Origin of the sequence: Winogradskyella pelagia (assembly GCF_017581965.1) — a bacterium.
GTDB lineage: Bacteria > Bacteroidota > Bacteroidia > Flavobacteriales > Flavobacteriaceae > Winogradskyella > Winogradskyella pelagia.
In genome coordinates this window covers 51425-70761 of the sequence record NZ_JAGEVF010000010.1, presented here as the reverse complement: position 1 = coordinate 70761, position 19337 = coordinate 51425, and the positions used below count along the sequence as shown (strand labels likewise).

Genomic DNA, 19337 nt, shown 5'->3' with positions numbered 1-19337 from the left:
ATTTATCCCATAGATTTAAAAAGTTTCTGAAATACATCACCTAGGATTGGCACGCTATTGGCTTTTCCAGAAAATGCACCAAAAATACCATAGATAAAAAGTAAAGCAAAAACAATCCAAAATGAATAAGATATTGTCCAATCATCAAAACCGCTTACAACGTAACCGAATATGAAATATAAGAGCCATAATCCAAGACTTTGTCTCACATGAAACGCCGTAAAATTGTTCTTTTTTTCTTGATTCATAAAATAAGCAATGAGCACACCAATAATGGTCAAGTATGCTACTACTGCGTAGGTTTTACCCTCCTGTACAGTTTTATTATTCATTACTTAGACTAATTTTGTTGTTTGCGACTATACCATAGACCTTTCCTTTTAGTCTGTGACCTAAGAAAATACTGTTATTGGATTTTGATAAAATATCGGATGACGTGAAGTTGTAGTTTACATCTGGATTGAATAGCGTCAATTCTGCACGTTCACCTTCATTGATAGGATTTAATTCTATCCCAAATCGTTCTTTACCCTTAGTAAGCAAAGCAATCGCTTTTTTTGTTGTAAAAACTGTTTGTAAAGCCCCAAATGCAGATTCTAAACCTATAGTCCCGTATTTAGCGTATTCAAATTCTACTTTTTTTCCTTCTATGTCAATTGGGTTATGGTCAGAGGTTACCATATCTATAGTGCCGTCCTTCAATCCTTCTATCAAGGCTTCTAGGTCTTCATTGGTTCTTAGTGGCGGTAACACTTTAAAGTTGGTATTGAAATCAGCAAGCTCGTCATCAGTTAGAACCAAATTGTGTATAGCAACACTACAGGTGACATCCATCTTTTTAGATTTTGCTTCTCTAATTAATTGTACCGATTTTGCTGTTGAGATAGTTGGTATATGTAGTTTACCTTCAGTGTATTCCAAAAGAAATAAATCTCTCGCTACTTGCAATTCTTCGGCGAGCGCAGGGTTGCCCTTAAGGCCTAATTTAGTACTATTAATATGCTCATTTACCACACCCAGACCTGAAATTTTATTTTCTTGCGGAAAAGAAAGAACTAACCCATTAAAATTGCTTGCATACTGCAAAGCAATTTTCAATAAATTAGGATTTTCAATGGGTTGCTTGTAATCATAAAACGCAACAGCACCAGCTGATTGCATATCAAAGAGTTCTGCCAAATCAACACCATTTCCTGCTCTAGTTAAAGCTCCAATAGGGTATAGGTTAGTGGCATGTCCAGCACTTTTTGATTGAATAAATGTAATGTCTGGATTGCTATCTACTACAGGATGTGTATTAGAATTTAAGGCTACAGCCGTAAAACCAGATCGTGCAGCAGTTTTTAAACCGTTAGATATAGTTTCTCGTTCCTCAAAGCCTGGTTCTCCAAATGAAACACTACTATCAAACCAACCTCGCGATACATGCAGATTATCTAGACGTATTTCACGATAATTATTTTGATTGGTTATGCGTTTAGAAATTTTAGAAATACGACCTCTTTCTATTAAGATGTCGACTTTTTCGTTGTGAAAATCACTTTTAGAATCAACAATTGTAGCAGATTTTATCAGTGTGTTCATTTAAGATACTTTAGTAGAAACATTTCTATCATTAAAAATGCCAGTGCAAAAATAACAAACCATTTCCATAGAGCATTAACATTTGTATTACTTTTTATACTGTCAATGGCCTCAATCAAACTATTATCAATATTGACATTTGGCATATCCTCTAGATTAAAATAAGCCAATTGGCTTTCATGTCTTGGATAGTTAAAGCTCAGGTTTTGCAAACTTAAATCATTGTTTTTAACCGTTAATATTCCAGCTTCTTTAGGAAATTCGTCTACTTGTAAAACAACCGAGGTACTGTAGGTCTTTTGCAAAGGAATTACTGATGAATTAGTAGACTCTAAGGTTAGGATATCGTCTTGGCCTAACGTGGTCTTTATGGCGATATCGTTTTTAGTACCCAATTGGTAATAGAGTTTTGCCAAAGGCAGACTCTGTAATCCCATATTATATAAAACGGGCACGATTAATTGAGAATTGATGAAGTTTGAATTTGTCTTATTAATTGGAGCAGCAAATGTATATACCTCATTTCTACCTGTTAAAAAAGGCGTGTCGTCTTCAAAACTTAGAATAGGATTATTTTGACCAGAAAATGTAAAGCTCATTTCTGCCTTAGGATATTGAAAGTTAGTAACCTGCGAGTAGAAGGTATTCTCTAGTAAAGGATGATTGAAATTAATTTTTGTGATGCGCTTAGCGCTGTTATTTGCGTCTGTGAACAAAACTGCATTCAACTGTTTCAGCAATCCATTATAAGAGTCTAAATCTGCATCAATACTGGGTATAATTACAATTGAACCACCATCCTTTTTAAACTCTACGAGTGCTAACTTTAAGGCGTCAGATATATTTCTAACTTCGTTAAGTATCAGTAAATTCTGATTCGGAATAAGATTAAAATTGAGTTTATCCAAATCAAAGTTTAAAAATTCAAATTCGTCACTGGTATAGATTCGATTTAAGAAACCATTATCGGTTTCATCAGAAATGGAAAGTACCTTTATTTTTGGTTTTTCGTTAATATTAAAATAAAAGGTATTGTCATAATTTAACCCACCATCTTCAATGGTTAGCTTCCCATTAATTATAGCATTGTTTGGTACTGAAAATACAACTTCAGATGTATTGCTAACAAAAGATGCCATATTCTTGGCTAAGAGTTCTTCGTTATTAAAAAGAGAAACTGAAACATCGTTTTTTATGTCTCCAAAAGTTCGAATAACAGCGGCCAATTCTAAGGTCTCTCCGTTTGTTGATTTCACATAAACACTGTCAACGCTAATGTTAGAATTTATATTAGGTTTCTGTTGTACCAATTTCAAATTAATAATACTATCAGTAGGTATATTAAACCCTTCATTTTGTTGCTGAAAATCAGAAACTAACACTAAATTTTTTGTAGATGAATTATCATCCGAAAACAACTGCTTTCCCTTCAGGTAAGCCGATTGATAACCGATTTGACTATGTGAAAACGATAACGCGATAAGATCATTTTTAATAGCTTTTATTGAGGTGTTTTTAAAGACATTGTCATTTGTAAATACACTTAATTTTTCATCATTTGGTAATGAGGTCAACAAATTTTGAATGGCTTCATTTAACAAGGAACCATTTTTACCAATAGCCTGCATACTGAAGGAATTATCTAAATAAATAACAGTCTCTTGCGCCTTGTTATAATTTGAAGTGTTTGGAATAAATGGTTGTGCGAATGCCAAAACCACAAACCCAATTATTGAAAGCCTAGTAAATAAAACTAGCCATTTTTTTAGTTTAGAACTTTTACGGGTTTGTAAGTTGATTTGCTTTAGAAGCTTAACGTTAGTGAACTTAACCTTTTGAAATCGCCTTAGCTGAAAGAGATGAATGAGAATAGGAATGATAAGCAATAAAAGTGCATAAAGTAATTCAGGGTGTTTAAATTGCATTCCTAGAGTTTCAGTTATGCCTCAAAGATAGAAAATGAAAAGGGATCGAAAATATCTGCTTTTGAGAAATTTAACAGAAAAAGAAATAGTCAGTCATTGGTTTCATATCTTGACTCTCAAAGTAGAGCTTTATTTCTTGCTGAGCAGTTTCATTGGCAACGGTGACAATACTTTGTGGATGTGATAGTTTTGAAAGGAAATCGAAATTAAATAACGATTGATTGTAAATCTGCTTACCAATTTTTTTTGGGTTATCACAAATCCAATAAAACTGCACATTGGCCTTAATCAATAATTTGGCGATAGTCTTACCCTTATAACCAGCTCCCCAAATTGTAAGCGGCCTTTTTTCGTCATAATCCAATTTTAAAAAGAAATGTGTTTTTATGTCAAGAAAATAGTTTTGAGCATAATGCTCATGAGTTCTGGAGGTTCGAGTTGCATAATCTCGCCAATGCAATAGCACTTGATCACATGGAATACACTTCAATTGATTTTGATAAAACCTAAAAGTGAGGTCATAGTCTTCAGGATATCTATCGGGTAAGAATGCATCACAGGCTTCAAAATCGTCTCTATAAGCCATCCAACAGGGTGAAGGGATAACACATTCTTTATAGATTTGAGAATAATTTGAACCTGTTTCGGTTAAACTATTGATCCATGTTTCATAACGTGCGTATCCATCACTTACACCATCTGACCTGAAATATTTTACTTGACCTACTGCTATATGGCCTTTACCGTGCGTATGAAGTTGAGATACCATCCATTGAAGTCGATCTGAAGTCATAATATCATCACTGTCCATTCGCGTAATAAATACACCTTTGGATACACCGTATGCCGTTCTCAAAGCATCTATGATGCCTTTACCATTGTTTTTTACTAGTTTGATTCGAGACTCGTTATTGGCATACGCTTCTATAATACTGTATGAATTATCTGTGGAAAAGTCATCAACAAAAATGGCTTCCCAGGAAGCATAAGACTGTGATAAAATAGAAAGCAGGCACTCCTCAATAAATAAAGAGGTGTTTTTAAATGGAATAAGAATACTTACTAATGCCTTCATGCTGCGAATATAATAATCTCATTTTAACATAAACTTTGGACATTGGCTTGTAACAGATTGTAGATTTGTGCGACTTGTTAAAAAATTAAAATTAGAATATGAAGAATTACATTGCCATACTTAGTTTAAGCCTAATATTGGTTGGCTGTGGATCTGCAAAACCGAAAGCAGATGATTTAGCTACCAGCAATCCCATTGAAACATCACTAGATTTAACTGCAGTGAAAAATGATAAAGTTCCTGTAGTGGTAAACCCAGGGCGATTTACTGTAGAGACTGTAACCTACAGAATTCCAAGAGTTGTACAGGGTACTTATTCCGTTAGTGATTTTGGAAAATATATAGATGATTTTAAAGCATTGGATTACAATGGAAATGAATTGGCTTATGAAAAAATAGACACCAATAGTTGGGCTATTGAAAACGCCACTCAGTTAGATAAGATCGAGTATTTTGTCAATGATACTTTTGATATTGAGACTTCAGGAGGAATTGGAGGTGAGCAGCCGTTCTCTCCCGCAGGTACTAACATAGAACCAGAGAATTATGTGCTTAATTTACATGGTTTCATTGGTTATTTCGATTCTTTAAAATCTAATCAATACACGCTAGATGTGACTGCACCTGCTAGGTTTGATAGAACTTCTGCCTTGGTCAGTACAGGTTCTAAAAATGTTTCAGAGGACGTTATAACAACAACTTATTTTGCACCGCGTTACTTTGATATTACTGATAATCCCATGATGTATGGTAATCTTGATGTAGAGGAGTTTATGGTTGGTGATATTAAAATTGTATTGAGCTTGTATTCTCCAAACAAAGTGCATACCGCTGCAAGTCTTAAAGAAACAGCTTTTGAAATGATGAAAGCACAAAAAGCCTATTTGGGAGATATTAATACTACAGCGAGGTACGACATCTTCTTGTACCTTTCTGAGGGTAAAGAAAATTCACCTAAAGGATTTGGTGCACTCGAGCATCACACATCAACAGTTGCGGTATTTCCAGAAAGTACACCTTTAGAAGGTCTAAAGAGTTCTTTCATAGATGTTGTGGCACATGAGTTTTTTCATATTGTAACACCATTATCGGTTCATTCTGAAGATATTCACTATTTCGATTACAATCAGCCAACCTTTTCTAAGCATTTGTGGATGTATGAGGGAGTTACGGAATATTTTGCCCAGCATTTCCAGGTATATAAAGGATTGGTCTCTAATGAGGAGTTTTACGGTACAATAAACCAGAAGATTGGAATATCTAGAATGATGGATGATGCCATGAGTTTTACTATTATGAGTGAAAATGTGCTTGACGAGCCTTATGCGTCCAATTATGGAAATGTCTATATGAAAGGGGCCTTAATTGGTATGTGCATTGATATTTTAATGCGAAAAGAAAGTAATGGTCAGCGTAGCATGTTGTCTCTAATGAAAGAGCTTTCCATGAAATATGGTAAGAACAAACCTTTTGAGGATGATAAAATCATTACTGAAATTACCGCAATGACCTATCCAAGTGTTGGAGAATTTCTTAAAACGCATGTCCAAGGTGACGTACCGATTAATTACGACGAGTTTTTTGAAATGGTTGGTTTAACTAAAGGGCAAACCGAAGTTGAGACCAATTATATTTTTGCAGGAGGACAAAACGTAATTTTTGATGGCGATCAACAGGCAGGGACTATTTTCTTTTCGGATATGGCTTTGAAGAATTCCTTTTGGGCCTCACAAGACGTTAAGTCAGGAGATATTATTAAAAAAGTCAATGGTCAAGAATTGACACTTCAGAATGTGCAACAGGTTATAGGTGGTATGTTTATGTGGCAAGAAGGACAGGAGATAACTATGGACTTAGAACGCGACGGAGAACCGATACTTATAAAGGCAACATTGACAAAGCCAATGGCCATTGATGAGAGCATAATTGAAAATACAGAAGCAACTAACGATCAAATAGAATTACGGAAGGCTTGGTTAAAAGGTTGATTCTAATTTTATATGTTTAAAAAAAGGCTGCCGATTAGGCAGCCTTTTTTAATTATAAATAACTAGTATTTAGCTGATTTGCCATTTGGCAGTGCACTCTTAATAAAGTCTCTTAAATCATCATTTGCTTTTATAAGGTCTTCGTTTCGTAAATACATCATGTGCCCACTGCGGTAACCTTTAAAAGAAAAGCGGTCTTTTAGTTTTCCGCTCGGGTCAATTTGCCATTGCGAATATTTAGCTGAAAAGTAAGTTGTAGCACCATCGTAGTATCCAGATTGGGTTAATACTTTAAGATATGGATTCTGGGCCATAGCCTGCCTTAAATTATCTCTAGTATTGTCGTTGCTTCTATCCCAATTACCAACATTACCAAATACATTGTATTTAACATCTGTACTAAACCCAAGTTCATTTTTCATATAGTAATTAATAGCTGGTGTAAACGAGTGTAACCATGATGTTATTTCGGAATTATAGTCAGGGCTAGAACCTGTCTCCACCTTATCAATGCCCAAATACCTAGAATCCAATCTTCCAATGGTCATTGCAGAGGTATTGCGCAATAATTCTTTCCAGAAAAAACTATTTGGGACATCTAAATTTTGTTGAAGTATAACTTTTTTAGAGAGCCCAGAAAAATAGCTCATTTTTTCGGCTATGGCGTTTTTTTCGATATCTGAAATGAATCCACCTTTAGCAATGGCAGGCATAAGGTCATTTATGGCAAAGGCTTCTGCATCTGGAAGTATTTCCAATAGGTCCTTAGATTGTAATTCTTGTGGAAGCTGTTTGTGGTACCAGGCAGCGGCAGTATAATAGGGGAGGTTTAAACTTGAGGATAAAGGTCCACCTACACGCAGAACTTTATAATCTGCTGGCGACACCATTATTACACCGTTAAGGTACATCCATTGACGGTTCTGTAATTCTAAGGACAATCCCATAACCCTCGTACCTCCATAGCTTTCACCGATTATGAATTTAGGTGATTCCCAACGGTTATGCCGTGTTACAAAAGTGTTCATCCAACCGGCTAGGTATTTGGTATCTGCATTTATACCAAAAAAGAGCTCGTCATCTGGCATTTTACCTTCTGCATCAGCAATTTTCCTCGAGTACCCTGTATTTACAGGATTGATATAAACAATATCAGTAAGGTCTAATATAGAATTAGGATTATCCTTAACACCATAAGGCTGCACAGGGTAACCCTCGTCATCAATCTTTAAGATTTTAGGGCCTGTGTAAGCTAAATGCATCCAAACCGATGCAGAACCTGGACCACCATTAAATGAAAACAACAATGGTCTTTGATTATTCTGGCTGTCATTGGTGCGTTTGTAATAGGTATAATTTAATGAGGCAATAAGTTTTCCGTTGTCATCCCAAACAGGTTGAAAGCCCGTTTCAGCATTATATTCGATAGCTTTCCCTTTAATTTTTACCGTATTGGTAGTAATATATGCTGTATCTACAGGGATTTGCAAATCTTGGGACATACAAACATTAATAGTCAATAGGGTAAGAAGCGTAAGTATTTTTTTCATAGTTAATTAGTTTAGGTTTAAAGATACTATTCATCATTTAAAATCCCTCGAAAACACCCAAGCCAAATAAGGCAAAATCATACTTTACTGGGTCGTTTGGGTCGAGTTTACGTAGATTTTTATCCAGTTCGGCTAAGGCTTTGGCATCATTTTGTTTGCGTTTCAATAAGCCTAATTGTCGTGCCACGTTCCCAGAATGTACATCCAAAGGACAGCTGAGTTGTGCCGGAGAAAGGCTTTTCCATATACCGAAGTCAACACCAGCATTATCTTGCCTAACCATCCAACGTAAATACATGTTAATACGTTTGGCTGCCGAATTTTTTAAGGGGTCAGAAACATGCTTTTGAGTCCGTTTTAAATGGTCAATTTCAAAAAAAATAGATTTAAAATGATGAATGCTTTGTTGTAGGGAGTGCTGTTTTGCATTTTTAGCAAAAACATTTTCAAGTCCACCATGAAGCTTGTAAATATGATTTAAACTTTTTACAAATTGCGCAAAGTCTTGTCCATTAAAGGTTCTGTGCACAAAGTTTTTAAGCTGCCCTAAATCCTTAACTTTATGATGCATTACAAAATCGTAAGGTGCATTATCCAAAAGTTGCATCATCTTTTGTGCATTATTAATAATACTCTTACGATTTCCCCACGCAATCGTTGCTGTTAGAAACCCTGAGATTTCAATATCTTCTTTCTTTGAATAATTATGAGGTATTTGTATAGGGTCGCTCTCAAGAAATTTGGTATTGTTGTAAAGTGAAACTTTACTATCTAGAAAAATTTTAAGTTCGGATTTTTTAAGTTTCAAAAAAAGAAAATTGATTAATAGCTAGCTAAAATTTATATTATAGCAATCATACTAATTTCTACATTCACATATTTGGGCAGGTTTGCCACTTCTACAGTCTCTCTAGCTGGTGCGGTTTCTTCATCGAAGTATTTGGCATAGACAGTGTTGATTTTAGAAAAGTTTTCCATATCACTAATAAAAATGGAGGTTTTTACAACATTTTCAAAGGTCATTCCAGCCTCAAACAAAACAGCTTTTAAGTTTTCCATCACCTGCTCGGTTTCCATTTCAATAGTGTCTTTAACTAATTCTCCTGTTTCAGGGTGTAATGCAATTTGTCCAGAGGTATACAGGGTATTACCTGTTAAAACAGCTTGGTTGTATGGGCCAATAGGAATTGGAGCTTTCGATGTACTTATAATTCGTTTCATAAGAATACAGTCTTTTTATGCTATCAAAAATAACTAAAAAGAAGCATAGACTTAACACTTAAAAATAAAATCTAGTTGCCTAATTCTAAGTCTGGTTGACGACGTTGGTCGTATTTTAAATCTTTGAGGAGGTTCGATTTTATACCAATAAAAAAGTTCCATGAGGTACGCGTACCAATAGGTATCCAAGTAAAGTTCATTCGCCAACTCAAGAGGTCGCGTTCAAAGCGCAACTGGGTAAAAGTAAATCCTCTGTTTAAAAAATCATATCCAGAAGACACACCAACAGTCCATCGCGGCGACAGGTCAATATCACCGGAGAACATTAATGAGTGTGACGATATCTGATCTTGCCTTCTCGTATTTGCGTAATTAACCGCGTAGGCTAACCTCAGACTCCAAGGGATTTTGTAATTGTAAAGTTCTGAATCTACTTCTTCTTTATCACTGTCTCTGTCCAAGTCTGATAGTCGTTTATCTGCAAAGTCCTCGGTTTTTCCAAATAACCCATCTACTCTTCCATTAGCTAAGGCTGCACGTTCCTGGTTAACACCATCATCAATATCATCTCCTTTACCCGAAAAACTATCGTTAGATAAGGAATAACTAATATTTAAATTGGCAGAAGTTAGTCTAAAAAGACTACCGCCATTATTAATGTTAAAAGTATTTGTAATGTTATTGTTGCTATCTAGAGCATAAGGATTTAAGCTCATCCCAAAATTGACATTCATTTTTTTATTCAAAATCTGGGTTCCACCATTAATACTTAATGGACTCCAATTTAAGGAGTCGGCCGCAATATCATATGCTGTATTAAGGTTGAGGTTGTTTAGAATGAAAATCTTCTTATCTTCAGTGGCGGTAGAGTCTTTTGGTCTAACTTTGGCCTCTATATTATTACCGATTCCAATCCCAACACTACTCGAAAACCGGTTGCTAGGCGTACCGAAAATCGAATTTTCAAATCGCGTATATTCTTGGGTGGTTGTGCCATCAGCATCTATAATTTCAAAGGTTTCGTAATATTGGTCAAATGCAGGAGTGATTGTATAACTTAAATTAGGTCTAATAACATGCCTAATCGCTTTAATTTTTGGGTCTTTCCCTTCTTTTTCAAAATTAAATAACCCATACAAGGTTGTACCGATGCTGGCACTTGCATTATAAGTTAAAAATCGGTCAAAACCGTTTTGGTCAAGCGTAATGACGTCTTCGGTACCTTGGTCAAAAAAACGGTTTATGGTCTTAAACGTCCAAGTTTCCTGCAAGTTTGCACTTGCACTTACACTAAAATTGTTAAACACTTTAAAATTAGTGGTTATGGGTATGCTGTGCTGCATGCCTGCAAGGGCATCATCAAACATTTCACTTTTGCCAAAAAGAGAATCCGTTGTTTGGATGCGATATTCGCCTCTTGTGTTAACTTGGAAGTTTATATTTTGTATAGCTCCTTTTTTTATACCAGACTTTGGTGCAAAAGGAAAAACCCTAGTCATAGATGCTTGCAAAGTAGGCAGGGTTAAGTTAATAGCTTCTGTATTTGTATTCTGAGAATGTGTGGCCGTTAAATTTAGGTTAACCTGTGGTTCGCCTTGAAATGTTTTAGAGTATGATACTGAAGACTGAAACGTATTGTTTAAAATATTAGCCTGATTGACTTGATTTACAGATTGTCTAAAGAACTGACTGCTACCTATATTAACAGACGCTGAAAATCTCGAGTTTGGATTTGATTTTGCATCTTGCGTATGAGACCATTGGATATTATAATTTGTGGTCTGAAAAAAATCAGGAAATCCACGTTCACTGTTGAGCAAGTTTTCATACCTGAAATTGACACGACCTCTATATTTATAACGTTTGGCATAATTGCTTTCTACACGTAGTCCATAACTTCCATTGGTGTAATAATCTCCCAGAATGGCTAAATCTACATAATCATTAATGGCAAAATAATAGCCGCCATTCTGTAAAAAGTATCCCCTATCATTTCCTGTGTCCTCGCCAAAGGATGGAAAAATAATTCCAGATGTTTGTTTTTTAGTCAATGGAAAAAACGCGAAAGGCAAGGCAATAGGAGTTGGTACGCCGTAGATTTCCATGTATGTGGACCCAACGACTATTTTTTTGTCCGGAACCATTTTTAACTTAGAAGTGATAAACTGATATTCTGGGTCATCCATATTTTCAGCAGTTGTAAAACGTGCGTTTGCCATAAAATATGTAGAGTCGTTTTCTCGTTTTGTATCTGGGGCAAAAACATTAAAGCCTTGTTGCTCTGTTCTTGAGTTAAATACTTTAGCCTTTTGAGTATCGGTATTAAAAATTATTGAGTCTGGCTCAATAACATTGGCACCTTGTGTAAACACTGGTGCTTGAGAGTAACCTGTAGAGTCCTTTATGCGGCCAGCATATATAAGATTATTACTATAGTCAATTGTTATTTTACCAGCTTTAATCTCCATGTCTTGGTATTTCACAACAGCTTCATTGTACAAAAAGATTTTTTGTTTTTTCTGATTAATTGAGACATAGTCTTTAGCCTTATAGCTTACAACATCTTCTAAAAATTCCTTTTTTTGAAGGGAGTCTGTTTTTACTGTATCTATAACCTTGTTGTTAACAGGCTCTGCTAGCATAGAGTCAACAGCAATAGACACAGAATCTTTAGCTTTATTGGCAGGAATGGGTTTGGACTGCTTTGGGAGTTCTTGTGCCAAGCCAATAGTGTTGATAAACATGGTAAAACTCAACGCAAAAAGTATGTGTAGGCTGTTTGTACGCAATCCTATTAAATGTATTTTTGTAAATGTATGGCTCGGTTTTTGAAACGCCAAAAGTACAGATATTTTTTTGTGTTTAATTGAATTATAATTCAAAGTTCAAAATAACAAATCGTCATTATCGTTATATAAAAATAATGCTTTTCAAACCTTTAAAACTTCTATGCAAACGAAGGTAAATTACATAATAGTATTTTGGTTATTTCTATTTATAGGATATTTAACACCTATGAATTACCTGCATGGGCAAAATGATAAGTTTGTAGTGGTTCTTGATGCTGGGCATGGTGGAGGTGACCCAGGTAATGTTGGCAACGGACATAAAGAAAAGCACATTGCTTTAAAAGTTGCGCTGCAAGTAGGGAAGGAATTAGAGAAGAATCCAGATATTAAAGTTATTTATACAAGGAAAACAGATGTTTTCATTGAGTTATATAAACGTGCAGATATAGCTAATAAAGCCGATGCCGATTTATTTGTGTCCATACATTGTAATTCCGTGGGTAATCCAAATCCACACGGAACCGAAACTTGGGTATTAGGAGAGCGCAATACGTCACGGAATTTTGAGGTTGCAAAAAGAGAAAACGAAGTTATATTTTTAGAGGAAAATTACGAGGAAAATTATGCAGGATTCGATCCAAGCTCACCTGAGTCCACCATTGCTATTGGAATTGAACAAGAAGTGTATGTAGAACAGAGCATTATATTAGCAAGAAAAATTGAAGATAATTTTATCAAAAGGGCAAAACGAAAAAGTAGAGGTCTTAAGCAAGAGAGTCTACTTGTTATAAGAAACACCTATATGCCCAGTGTTCTTGTTGAACTTGGCTTTTTAACTAATAAACGAGAAGGAGCTTACTTAAATTCTGGTAAGGGCCAATCTACCATGGCAAAAGCAATACGAGATGCCATTTTAGATTACAAAAAAGAACTCGATTTAAATGTAGGAGCAAATATTCTTGGTGTAGACTCAAATGCTTCAGAAGCATCTGAAGGCGCTTCAACTATTTATAAAGATATTACCTTCAAGGTGCAAATTGCAGCGAGTTCTAAAAATCTTCAAACGAAGGCTTATAATTTTAAAGGTCTCAATACTATTTCAAAACAGAGTGCAGGGAACCTTTATAAGTACTATTACGGAAACACTTCAGATTATAATGAAATCAAACGTTTGCAGCAGCAGGCTAGGGAAAAAGGTTACCCTTCAAGTTTTGTTGTCGCTTTTAAAAACGGTGAGCAAATAAGTCTTTCAGAAGTACTCCAAAATGATGCCAACAAATAACTTCTGCCTACAGTAAAAGGAATTAAAATTTATTCCTAATTTTGTTTCTAATCAAAGCAACAACGATTGAAAATTTCAAGAGAAGTTAAAACAGCAATATTGGTGCTGTCTGGTATTGCCCTTTTTATATATCTTTTCACATACCTCAAGGGAGAAGACCTGTTTACAAACACAGACACTTACTACACAGAGTTTGATTATAACGCTTTGAGTATGTCCTCCTCCGTTACCGTAAAAGGAAATAAAGTAGGCAAGGTAGAAGATATTAAATACGACTTCGAAACTGGGAAAACAATTGTTTCATTCTCCGTGAACCCAAAATTAGAATTTTCAAAAAACAGTATTGTTAGATTATATGAAACTGGAATCATGGGTGGTAACGCTTTGGCAATTGTAGGTGTCAATGACGGAGAGATTGCAAAACCTGGTGATTTTTTAAAGTCCGAAGTTCAGCCTGGCTTAATTACATCCTTAAAGAAGAATTTCTCTGGTCTTAGTTCTGATTTAGATGGTGCTATAAGAACGGCAGATACTTTAATGGGGAATCTTAATGAAATGGTCGTAGATGATTCCAACGAGGGTATTAAAGCGACCATTGCAGAATTAAACGCAACCCTAAAAGCATTTAAGAGTTTATCTGGTACCATTGAGGGAATGGTAAAACAAAACGAAAATAAAATAGCCTTACTGCTAGATAATTTTGAAGAGACCAGCAGTAATCTCAATACATTGTCTGCAGAATTAAAAGAAGCGGGACTTTCTAACACATTAAATAATCTAGATAATACTTTATTGGCTTTACAGGAAACTCTAGCCAAAGTAGATAATCCCACAGGAACTGTTGGTAAGCTGCTTAACGATGATGCACTGTATAATAATTTAGAATCAGCCACCAAGGAATTGGAGATGTTGCTTTTAGATATAAAATTGCACCCAGCACGATATAGGAGAATTTTATCGAAAAAAGAAATTCCCTACGAAGAACCAACGGAACAACAAAAGAATTAGAATTTCAATATGGAATACTTACCAAACATACTTTTTGCAATAGCCCTAGCATTGGGTGTTGGTTACTTTGCCAGAAATGTAAAAAAGCTAATAAGAAATATTAAACTTGGACAAGAAGTTGATGCCAGTGATAATAAACCGCAACGATGGCGAAATATGGCACGTATTGCCCTTGGACAAAGTAAAATGGTTAAAAGACCAATTGCAGGGTTGCTTCACGTAGTAGTCTATGTTGGATTTGTAATAATAAATATAGAAGTATTAGAAATTATTCTAGATGGCCTGCTTGGTACGCATCGGTTATTTTTAGATCTTATTGGGGAAAGTGTTTATGGTTTTTTAATCGGGACTTTTGAAATCTTAGCTGTACTGGTTTTAGTTACAGTAGTTGTCTTTTGGCTTCGAAGAAATGCAATCAAACTCAAGCGTTTTATGAGTGCAGAAATGACAGGGTGGCCTAAAAATGACGGTAATATTATATTGTATTTTGAGGTGGTATTGATGTGCTTATTTCTTACTATGAATGCTACTGATATTCCGTTTCAAGAAATGAATTCTGGAAATGTGATTTCTCAATTTATTGCACCTTGGTTTGATGGAATAAATCAAAATACTGTAACCATTGTAGAGCGTACCGCTTGGTGGCTTCATATAATCGGGATTTTGGTTTTTCTAAATTATCTTTACTTTTCAAAGCATTTACATATTCTATTAGCCTTTCCAAATACCTATTTCGGAAATCTTAAACCTAAGGGACAATTTAATAATCTTGAAGCGGTCACCAAAGAAGTGATGTTAATGATGGATCCCAATGCGGATCCTTTTGCTGCACCTCCAGAAGGTGAGGACGAAGAGGAACCTTCTAAATTTGGAGCAAGTGATGTTATGGATTTAAGCCGTATTCAGTTGTTAAATGCCTATACCTGCACGGAATGTGGCCGTTGTACAAGTGAGTGCCCTGCGAATCAAACAGGTAAGAAGCTGTCGCCACGAAAAATAATGATGGATACTCGCGACCGTTTAGAAGAGGTTGGTAGAAATATAGACGCTAATGATGGCGAATTTAAAGACGATGGAAAGCAACTATTAAACGACTATATCACTGCAGAGGAGCTTTGGGCCTGTACGAGTTGTAATGCATGTGTAGAAGCTTGTCCTGTGAGCATAGATCCCTTATCCATTATAATGGAAATGAGACGCTATTTAGTCATGGAGCAGAGCGCTGCACCTATGGAATTAAATAACATGATGACCAATATTGAAAATAATGGAGCACCTTGGCCTTACAATCAAATGGACCGATTAAACTGGGCTAACGAATAAAGAAATAAATCAAAACAAAAATATGAGCGAGCAACTAAAAGTGCCAACAATGGCAGAATCTATGGCGGCAGGAAAACAACCGGAGGTATTGTTTTGGGTGGGCTGTGCAGGAAGTTTTGATGACAGAGCCAAAAAAATAACAAAAGCTTTTGTTAAGCTATTAAATAAATCTAACGTTGACTTCGCGGTGTTGGGCGCCGAAGAGAGTTGTACAGGCGATCCAGCAAAACGTGCGGGAAATGAGTTTTTGTTTCAAATGCAAGCGGTGACTAACATCGAAGTTTTAAATGCCTATGAAATTAAAAACATTGTAACGACGTGTCCGCATTGTTTTAATACGCTCAAAAATGAATACCCATCACTTGGAGGTAATTACAAAGTAGTCCACCATACACAATTTTTAAGAGATTTATTGGAGGAAGGACGATTAACAATAGAAGGTGGTCAGTTTAAAGGAAAGCGCATCACTTTTCACGACCCGTGCTATTTAGGTCGTGCCAATAATGTGTATGAAGCGCCTCGTGAGTTAATCCGTAAACTAGATGCCGAATTGGTAGAAATGAAAAGCTGTAAGAGCCGAGGATTATGTTGCGGTGCAGGTGGTGCACAGATGTTTAAAGATGCAGAACCTGGAAATAAAGAGGTGAATATTGAGCGCACAGAACAGGCTTTAGATACAAAACCAGAAATTATCGCTGCTGGTTGTCCGTTTTGTAATACAATGATGACCGACGGTGTTAAGAATAAAGAAAAAGAAGGACAAATAGCTGTTATGGATGTGGCAGAGCTCATTGCTAACGCCGAAGATTTATAGTGGAAGCCTCAAATAGAAAGGCAATACTAATATCGGCACTTAAAAATGGATTGTTCTGGTCTTTCGTTTTATTAGTGCTAACCTATTTTAAAAATGGATTATTAAACTGGAATTACGCTCCGTTTTGGTTTCTGTTTTTTGCTGTCACAGGTGGGTTTAGAAGATACTACCTTATAAATAAAAGGAAATAAATGTTTTCTAATAATCAAATAGATATTAATACCCTTCCTAGTCTGGAGGAATTAGAATTAATTCCAATCCATAAAAATTTTCTCTATATTTTAATAATAAATATTGGCACCATATTCGTCGGTGCAGTTGGAGGTTTAACTTTTGCGAGATGGGTGTCAGAAGATGATGGCTTTAGTCATTTTGCATTTTATCTACAAGGGGTTTTGGTTGTTGTTGGGCTCATAGTCATGTTGATTTATTATTTAGGTTTTAAGAATCGTAAATATGCAATTCGGGAACAAGATATGACCTATACACATGGTTATTTGGTTACCAAAATCATAACATTACCATACAATAGAATCCAGCATTTAGAAATAAGGCGATCATTTTTAGCCAGGAAATTCGGTTTATCTACTTTGAAAATATATTCTGCAGGTGAATCAGGTGGAGACCTTGCCATTCGTGGTCTACCTATGGACATAGCAGAGCGTCAATATGCACATTTAACGCAAATCATAAATGACCGCGTTTAATTTTAACAATCCGTCTAGGCAATCTGTCAAGGGTATAGTTGTTATTTTTGGAGTAAGTGTATATAAAGTAAGTAAAGGAATACTTATTGCGAGTGCTGCCTTACTTCTAAAATACTTGCAGTCTGGTAAGGGCCCCGATTTTACACAGCCAAAATTTGTTTTATCTATTGCAGCTATAGTAGTTTTCTTTCTGTTTATAGCAATTTTACGTTTTCTGAATTTTAAGTTCTATATAAGGGAAGAGTATTTCTTTCTTAAAAAAGGAATTATCAATAAGGAGGAAATTTCAGTATCCTTTTCTAGAATTCAGAATGTATATATAAAGCAGAACCTGCTGCAACAGCTAATAGATGTAGTTTCACTATCCATTGAAACAGCTGGCGATGACAAAACAGAAATTGAAATTACAGCCTTGTCTAGACCAAAAGCTTTGGCGCTTAAAAAACTGCTATTGGTTGGGGCTAAAGAACAAGGTTTAACTGAAAGCAGTGAAGATTCTAATGTAGAAGAGGAAGTATATTTTAAAGCTTCCATAAAGAAATTATTGTTAGAAGGCATTAGTGAAAATCATTTAAAAAGCTTTATACTGATTTTTGCATTCTTAGTTGGGATATACCAAGACCTTAAGGAGTTTGTTGATAATGTAGAATTTGCTGAGCGCTTCAGAGAGTGGTTTCAGTTAGAAAGTGAGTCCATGATGGCACTTTTGCTTTTTAACCTTACGCTTCTAGGCATTTTGTTAGTGGTATCCTTTTTCTTTTCGATGATAAGAATGTTTGTCCAAAATTTTAATTTAACTGTATTGCGCAAGGCTAATGGATTAGAAATATCAAAAGGACTATTTAACAAAATAAATTTAGGTCTTACATCTAGTCGTATTCAGACAACGACAGTATCAACCAACAAGTTAAAAAAGGCTCTTGGATTGTATAAGCTCTCCTTTACTCAGGCGATGGCAAACAAAAAGCAGCAACTTAAGTTCAGTATCGTTGGACTTAATCACAGCCAAATCTATGAGTTGTTAGAACAGTTTTATCCTAAAGGTCTTAATCGCCTAGTAAGGCACAAGCCAAATATTTATATTGTATACAAGAGGTTATGGATAAACTCAATAATTTTACTTGTAGTCAATATTGGACTTTATTTTCTCCCTGCAGAGTTTTTACTTCTCAACCTTATATTTCTGCTTTACATTGCGTTGAATACCTACTATATGTATAAAAAAACTTACTACCACGTTGACGAAAATTATATCGTCCTTGGCGGTGGTGGATTGATAGAGACTATCTCAAAATATTTAGAGGTTCATAAAACTCAAGCTGTTGAAATTAAGCAGACTATTTTCCAGAAACGAAGACGACTGGCCTCGTTAACGGTGCATTCAGCCTCTAAGTCTATAACAATCCCACATATTGATAAAACAGAGGCTGTAGAAATTTCTAACTTTATCTTGTATTTGGTTGAGTCTCAAAACAAAAATTGGATGTAAATCTGTATTTTTGACGCAAATATTTTCTTCTTAATTATGTTAGTAGATTTTGAAAAATTACCGCTCGAGTCTAGAGTTTGGATTTATCAGTGTAGCCGTTCATTTACTGATGATGAAATAAAAGAAATAACAACGCATCTAGACGATTTTATAGCATCTTGGACTGCACATGGAAAGAATTTGCAGTCAGGGTATAAAATTGTTTATAAGCGTTTTATAGTGCTGGCATTAAACCAAAACTTAAATAATGCTACTGGTTGCTCAATTGACGCTTCGGTGCGCTTTATTCAAAACTTGGAACATAAATATAATGTGGATTTAATGGATAAAATGAATGTGTCATATAAACAAGGCGAGTATGTGGCCTACAAACCATTGAAGGATTTTAGAAAGATGGCCAAGGATAAGGCCGTTTCTAAAAACACCATTGTTTTTAATAATCTAGTAACAAATATCGCCGAGTTTAATGAGAATTGGGAAGTACCTGCGAGTCAGAGCTGGCATGGGCGATTTTTAAATTAAACTGGCTAATTTTTTTATATGTATTACGGAACACTCATTTTCATACTTCAAAAAAAATAA

General features: G+C 35.4%; 16 protein-coding genes. 8 read left to right on the top strand and 8 right to left on the bottom strand.

Going from position 1 to position 19337, the window contains the following annotated elements; translation table 11 throughout:
* Positions 1-2: 2 nt before the first annotated feature.
* The 4 genes from J4050_RS12300 to J4050_RS12285 form a co-directional block, all read right to left on the bottom strand.
* Complete coding sequence (locus J4050_RS12300; RefSeq protein ID WP_208154889.1) at positions 3-332, bottom strand: magnetosome magnetite crystal formation protein family; 330 nt, start codon at positions 330-332, stop codon at positions 3-5.
* The gene (locus J4050_RS12295; protein WP_208154888.1) at positions 325-1584 is read right to left on the bottom strand and encodes a dihydroorotase; all 1260 of its coding nucleotides are present in this window, start codon (positions 1582-1584) and stop codon (positions 325-327) included. Before J4050_RS12295 ends, J4050_RS12300 begins: the two co-directional genes overlap by 8 nt.
* The gene (locus J4050_RS12290; RefSeq protein ID WP_208154887.1) at positions 1581-3509 is read right to left on the bottom strand and encodes a BatA domain-containing protein; all 1929 of its coding nucleotides are present in this window, start codon (positions 3507-3509) and stop codon (positions 1581-1583) included. The genes J4050_RS12295 and J4050_RS12290 overlap by 4 nt, the downstream gene beginning before the upstream one ends.
* Positions 3510-3579: 70 nt before the next feature.
* Positions 3580-4584, bottom strand: coding sequence for a glycosyltransferase family 2 protein (locus J4050_RS12285; RefSeq protein ID WP_208154886.1), 1005 nt, complete (start codon positions 4582-4584; stop codon positions 3580-3582).
* A 98-nt stretch (positions 4585-4682) separates the two neighbouring features.
* Between J4050_RS12285 and J4050_RS12280 the strand changes: the two genes are divergently transcribed.
* Positions 4683-6572: a M61 family metallopeptidase gene (locus J4050_RS12280; RefSeq protein ID WP_208154885.1), complete on the top strand. Its 1890-nt coding sequence runs from the start codon at positions 4683-4685 to the stop codon at positions 6570-6572.
* Between the two features lie 62 nt (positions 6573-6634).
* Here J4050_RS12280 and J4050_RS12275 read toward each other — a convergent pair whose 3' ends face one another.
* The 4 genes from J4050_RS12275 to J4050_RS12260 form a co-directional block, all read right to left on the bottom strand.
* Positions 6635-8122 (bottom strand): S10 family peptidase, encoded by a 1488-nt coding sequence (locus J4050_RS12275; protein ID WP_208154884.1) that lies wholly within the window; start codon positions 8120-8122, stop codon positions 6635-6637.
* A gap of 37 nt (positions 8123-8159) precedes the next feature.
* Positions 8160-8930, bottom strand: a complete 771-nt coding sequence (locus tag J4050_RS12270; protein WP_208154883.1) for a TIGR02757 family protein — start codon at positions 8928-8930, stop codon at positions 8160-8162.
* Between the two features lie 32 nt (positions 8931-8962).
* Complete coding sequence (locus J4050_RS12265; protein WP_208154882.1) at positions 8963-9343, bottom strand: RidA family protein; 381 nt, start codon at positions 9341-9343, stop codon at positions 8963-8965.
* 71 nt (positions 9344-9414) lie between these two features.
* Positions 9415-12183 carry a putative LPS assembly protein LptD gene (locus tag J4050_RS12260; RefSeq protein ID WP_208154881.1) on the bottom strand — a complete coding sequence of 923 codons (2769 nt, stop codon included), beginning with the start codon at positions 12181-12183 and terminating at the stop codon, positions 9415-9417.
* 109 nt (positions 12184-12292) lie between these two features.
* On the opposite strand from J4050_RS12260, the gene J4050_RS12255 reads away from it, so the two are divergent.
* The 7 genes from J4050_RS12255 to J4050_RS12225 all read left to right on the top strand — a co-directional run bounded on the left by J4050_RS12255 (position 12293) and on the right by J4050_RS12225 (position 19277).
* A complete protein-coding gene (locus tag J4050_RS12255; protein WP_208154880.1) occupies positions 12293-13414 on the top strand; it encodes an N-acetylmuramoyl-L-alanine amidase in 1122 nt (373 codons plus the stop codon).
* A 66-nt stretch (positions 13415-13480) separates the two neighbouring features.
* On the top strand, positions 13481-14422 hold the full coding sequence (locus J4050_RS12250) for an MlaD family protein (RefSeq protein ID WP_208154879.1): 942 nt from the start codon (positions 13481-13483) through the stop codon (positions 14420-14422).
* A gap of 9 nt (positions 14423-14431) precedes the next feature.
* Positions 14432-15745, top strand: coding sequence for a 4Fe-4S dicluster domain-containing protein (locus J4050_RS12245; protein ID WP_208154878.1), 1314 nt, complete (start codon positions 14432-14434; stop codon positions 15743-15745).
* 22 nt (positions 15746-15767) lie between these two features.
* Entirely contained in the window at positions 15768-16559 is a 792-nt protein-coding gene (locus J4050_RS12240; protein WP_208154877.1) for a (Fe-S)-binding protein, read from the top strand.
* 191 nt (positions 16560-16750) lie between these two features.
* Positions 16751-17266: a PH domain-containing protein gene (locus tag J4050_RS12235; RefSeq protein ID WP_208154876.1), complete on the top strand. Its 516-nt coding sequence runs from the start codon at positions 16751-16753 to the stop codon at positions 17264-17266.
* Positions 17253-18755, top strand: a complete 1503-nt coding sequence (locus J4050_RS12230) for a PH domain-containing protein (RefSeq protein WP_208154875.1) — start codon at positions 17253-17255, stop codon at positions 18753-18755. The genes J4050_RS12235 and J4050_RS12230 overlap by 14 nt, the downstream gene beginning before the upstream one ends.
* Positions 18756-18791: 36 nt before the next feature.
* Positions 18792-19277 (top strand): ABC transporter ATPase, encoded by a 486-nt coding sequence (locus tag J4050_RS12225; protein WP_208154874.1) that lies wholly within the window; start codon positions 18792-18794, stop codon positions 19275-19277.
* Positions 19278-19337: the final 60 nt, after the last annotated feature.

What these genes read in the sequence shown, in the direction of transcription:
- J4050_RS12245 (WP_208154878.1), top strand. Translation starts at nt 14,432, where the DNA reads ATGGAATACTTACCAAACATACTTTTTGCAATAGCCCTAGCATTGGGT.
- J4050_RS12300 (WP_208154889.1), bottom strand. Translation starts at nt 332, where the DNA reads ATGAATAATAAAACTGTACAGGAGGGTAAAACCTACGCAGTAGTAGCA.
- J4050_RS12275 (WP_208154884.1), bottom strand. Translation starts at nt 8,122, where the DNA reads ATGAAAAAAATACTTACGCTTCTTACCCTATTGACTATTAATGTTTGT.
- J4050_RS12240 (WP_208154877.1), top strand. Translation starts at nt 15,768, where the DNA reads ATGAGCGAGCAACTAAAAGTGCCAACAATGGCAGAATCTATGGCGGCA.
- J4050_RS12235 (WP_208154876.1), top strand. Translation starts at nt 16,751, where the DNA reads ATGTTTTCTAATAATCAAATAGATATTAATACCCTTCCTAGTCTGGAG.
- J4050_RS12265 (WP_208154882.1), bottom strand. Translation starts at nt 9,343, where the DNA reads ATGAAACGAATTATAAGTACATCGAAAGCTCCAATTCCTATTGGCCCA.
- J4050_RS12290 (WP_208154887.1), bottom strand. Translation starts at nt 3,509, where the DNA reads ATGCAATTTAAACACCCTGAATTACTTTATGCACTTTTATTGCTTATC.
- J4050_RS12280 (WP_208154885.1), top strand. Translation starts at nt 4,683, where the DNA reads ATGAAGAATTACATTGCCATACTTAGTTTAAGCCTAATATTGGTTGGC.
- J4050_RS12295 (WP_208154888.1), bottom strand. Translation starts at nt 1,584, where the DNA reads ATGAACACACTGATAAAATCTGCTACAATTGTTGATTCTAAAAGTGAT.
- J4050_RS12225 (WP_208154874.1), top strand. Translation starts at nt 18,792, where the DNA reads ATGTTAGTAGATTTTGAAAAATTACCGCTCGAGTCTAGAGTTTGGATT.
- J4050_RS12255 (WP_208154880.1), top strand. Translation starts at nt 12,293, where the DNA reads ATGCAAACGAAGGTAAATTACATAATAGTATTTTGGTTATTTCTATTT.
- J4050_RS12285 (WP_208154886.1), bottom strand. Translation starts at nt 4,584, where the DNA reads ATGAAGGCATTAGTAAGTATTCTTATTCCATTTAAAAACACCTCTTTA.
- J4050_RS12230 (WP_208154875.1), top strand. Translation starts at nt 17,253, where the DNA reads ATGACCGCGTTTAATTTTAACAATCCGTCTAGGCAATCTGTCAAGGGT.